The organism is Rhodococcus sp. EPR-157, assembly GCF_001647195.1.
Taxonomy (GTDB): Bacteria; Actinomycetota; Actinomycetes; order Mycobacteriales; family Mycobacteriaceae; genus Rhodococcoides.
Genome location: NZ_LVCV01000139.1, coordinates 1 through 3,229 on the forward strand (window position 1 = coordinate 1; position 3,229 = coordinate 3,229).

At 64.4% G+C, this 3,229-nt stretch carries 3 protein-coding genes; 2 read left to right on the forward strand and 1 reads right to left on the reverse strand.

Going from position 1 to position 3,229, the window contains the following annotated elements; all coding sequences use genetic code 11:
* Positions 1 to 119 precede the first annotated feature (119 nt).
* Positions 120 to 1,031 (forward strand): siderophore-interacting protein, encoded by a 912-nt coding sequence (locus A2J03_RS05535; protein WP_068370564.1) that lies wholly within the window; start codon positions 120 to 122, stop codon positions 1,029 to 1,031.
* A gap of 39 nt (positions 1,032 to 1,070) precedes the next feature.
* On the opposite strand, the gene A2J03_RS05540 is transcribed toward A2J03_RS05535, so the two are convergent.
* Entirely contained in the window at positions 1,071 to 2,627 is a 1,557-nt protein-coding gene (locus A2J03_RS05540) for an MDR family MFS transporter (protein ID WP_231912383.1), read from the reverse strand.
* Positions 2,628 to 2,690: 63 nt separating this feature from the next.
* On the opposite strand from A2J03_RS05540, the gene A2J03_RS05545 reads away from it, so the two are divergent.
* Positions 2,691 to 3,229: phosphoribosylaminoimidazolesuccinocarboxamide synthase (locus tag A2J03_RS05545; RefSeq protein WP_331712357.1), on the forward strand; the 539-nt coding region annotated here is incomplete at its 3' end.

Consider the following 3,229-nt stretch of genomic DNA (forward strand, 5'->3'; position numbering starts at 1 on the left):
CGTGAAGCAGGTGCACGGGAGCCACGATTCGGGGCACTGGGGTGGGGATCGACCGTCGTCGAATACACAGCTGTGTAGAACGCTGACTCACGGGTACATGCTCAGAGGAAAGGAATGCCATGACGGACAACCGGATCGACGGCAGCGCCGAGAAGGGCTACTGGTTCGCCGAGGTCGTCGAGGTCGAGCAACTCACGCCCCACATGGTGCGAGTGACATTCGGCGGTGACGACGTCGCGGAGTACACCTCGATCGGGGTTCCCGACGAGTGCATCACCATCTTCTTCGCTCGCGACGGCGAGGACCGCCCGCCTGCCATGACCGAGGTCGACGGCACGTGGTGGTATCACGAGGTCGAACCCATGCCGGAGGGGCGGAACTACACGGTTCGTCGATTCGACACCGATACAGGTCTTCTCGTCATCGACTTCGTCGCGCACGAGGGGGGCGTCGCGGCCACGTGGGCGTTGAATGCCTCGGTGGGACAGGTTGTTCTGTGGACCCGTCCCCGATCCTGGTACAACATTCCTGATTCTGCGGAGTGGCAGTTGCTCGTCGCCGACATGACGGGCTTGCCCGCACTCGGCCGCATCGTCGAGGAACTTCCAGCGGGCGCCAAGGCACACGCGATCGTCGAGGTTCTCGAGCGCGGGGATATCCAGCAGTTCGAGACTGCAGGCGACGTCACGTACGACTGGCGAATCGGTTCCGGCAACGGTGATTGCGCGAGCGTTCTCGACGCCGCAGTGCGCGAATATGTCCTGCCGGAAGGCGAGGGATACGTGTGGTTCGCCGCCGAAGCTGCATCGTCACGCATCGTCCGCAAGTACATCCGCAAGGAAGTCGGATACCCCGTACGGCAATTCGAGATCATCGGCTACTGGCGGGTGAACTCGGAGCAGTGGCTCGAAAAGTACAAGAAGTACCAGGAAGAAGCCCTCGCCGTGTACAACGGCGCGCTCGAGGCTGGCCGTAGCGAGACCGAGGCGAGCGAGGAATTCGACGCCCTGCTGGAGCGGGTGGGGCTGTAGGGCTGGGGTTCTGGGGCGGCTCCGCCCCCAGTGGCACGCTTATGGTTCCTCTGGTGCACTTATCCGTGCCACTGAGGCGGGGCCGTTCGGGGGTGGTGAGGCGGGGCCGTTCGGGGGTGCTGAGGCGGGGCCGTTCGGGGGTGGTGAGGCGGGGCCGTTCGGGGGTGGTGAGGCGGGGCCGTTCGGGGGTGGTGAGGCGGGGCCCCGGCCCGGCATGAGCATCGCGGCGAGAAGCATCAGCACTGCGGCAGCGGCGACGCCGATGAAGACCAGGTGAATGGCGTCGGACAGCTGTTCGGGCGCTGGATCTCCGGAGACTCGCGAGTTGACGATGGCCCCGAAGATCGCGACGCCGACCGCGCTGCCGATGGATCTGGCGAACATGTTCGTCGAGGTTGCGACACCTCGCTCGTCCCACTCGACGCTCGATTGGGCCGCGATGAGCGTCGGACTGGCGATGAGCCCCATGCCCAGTCCGACGACGAAGCAGACGGCCGCGATCATCCAGATCTGCGAGTCGGCGCCGATCAGTACGCCAAGTCCGGTTCCGACGGCCGCGATCGAGCCGCCGGTCAAGGCTGTCGCCCGGAAGCCGAAGCGGAGGTAGAACTTGCCCGACAGTGACGCGGCGATCGGCCACCCGAGCGTCAGGGTCGCCAGCGCGAAGCCCGCCACGATGGCCCCCGTGCCGAGAACGCCTTGGACGAACGTCGGAACGTACGACGTCAGACCGAGAACAATCGCGCCGACGAGCAGTGAAATCAGGCTACTGACGACGAGGACGCGTCGAGTGCACACCCACAACGGCAGTATGGGCTCTTCGGCGCGGGTCTGTTGCCACGTGAACAGCGCGAGCGAGACGATTCCGGCGGCGAAGATACCGATTGACATGCCAGACCCCCAGGCCCAGGACTGTCCGCCCTCGAGCAGGCCGAGCAACACTGCGGTAGCCCCGACCGTCAACAATGCGGCGCCGAGGTAGTCGATCTTGGGTCTGGGACCGTTGACCGGTTCTTCGTGGAACCGCCTGATCAGCATCCATGCTGCGAGCGCGCACAGCGGAATGTTGACGAAGAAGATCCATCGCCATGACAGGAACTCCGAGAAGAAGCCGCCGAGGGCGGGTCCGAGCACCGAGGACATTGCCCACACGCTGGCGAGGTAGCCCTGAGCTTTCGCGCGCTCCTGCAGCGTGTAGATGTCGCCGGCGATGGTTATCGACATCGGTTGGACGGCTCCAGCACCCAGTCCCTGGATGGCGCGGAACACGATCAGCGCAGGCATACTCCACGCCAGGCCGCACAGAATCGAGCCGAGAAGAAACACTCCGATTCCCCACAGCATGACTTTCTTGCGCCCGAAGAGGTCGGCGAGTTTGCCGTACAACGGCACCGACACGGCCTGCGCCAGCAGGTAGATCGAGAACAACCACGGGAACTGACTGAAGCCACCGGGATCGCCGACGATCGTCAACACTGCCGTCGCGATGATCGTGGAATCCAGCGCGACGAGGGACGTGCTCAGCATCAACGCGACGAGTACCGGTCCGCGTTCGGAGCGGAATCCGACACCTGCCACCTCTTGTTTCGTTGCCATCACCAACCATTCTTCTCCTGTCACCGGGAAGGCACGAAACCAGGCCCGGATAGGGTTGACTGCGTGCGCCCAACTCTCAGTAGCTACCAGCATCTGGCCGGCGGCAAGGTTCGCGATCTGTACATCGTCGACGACGACCATCTGCTGCTCGTCGCGAGCGATCGCATCTCCGCCTACGACCACGTTCTCGATACGCCGATACCCGACAAGGGACGCGTCCTGACGGCGATGAGCGTGTTCTTCTTCGACCAACTCGGCGGCGTGAATCATCTCGCCGGCGACCCACTCGACGAACGAATCCCGCAGGAGCAGCTCGGACGGGCCCTCGTGGTGAAGCGGTTGCAGATGGTGCCGATCGAATGCGTTGCCCGCGGCTACCTCACCGGATCGGGATTGGCCGACTACCAGAGCACCGGCGCGGTGTGCGGCGTCGCGTTGCCCGACGGTCTGGTCGAGTCGAGCAAACTCGACGAACCGATCTTCACGCCCGCGGCCAAAGCTGCGCTCGGCGAGCACGACGAGAACGTCGACTTCGCCGCCGTGGTGGACAAGGTCGGCGAAGAACTTGCGTTCTCTCTGCGACGGGAGACGCTCGAGATCTA

Excerpts from the sequence above, each read along its gene's own strand:
- A2J03_RS05535 (WP_068370564.1), top strand. The coding sequence starts at position 120 with ATGACGGACAACCGGATCGACGGCAGCGCCGAGAAGGGCTACTGGTTC.
- A2J03_RS05540 (WP_231912383.1), bottom strand. The coding sequence starts at position 2,627 with ATGGCAACGAAACAAGAGGTGGCAGGTGTCGGATTCCGCTCCGAACGC.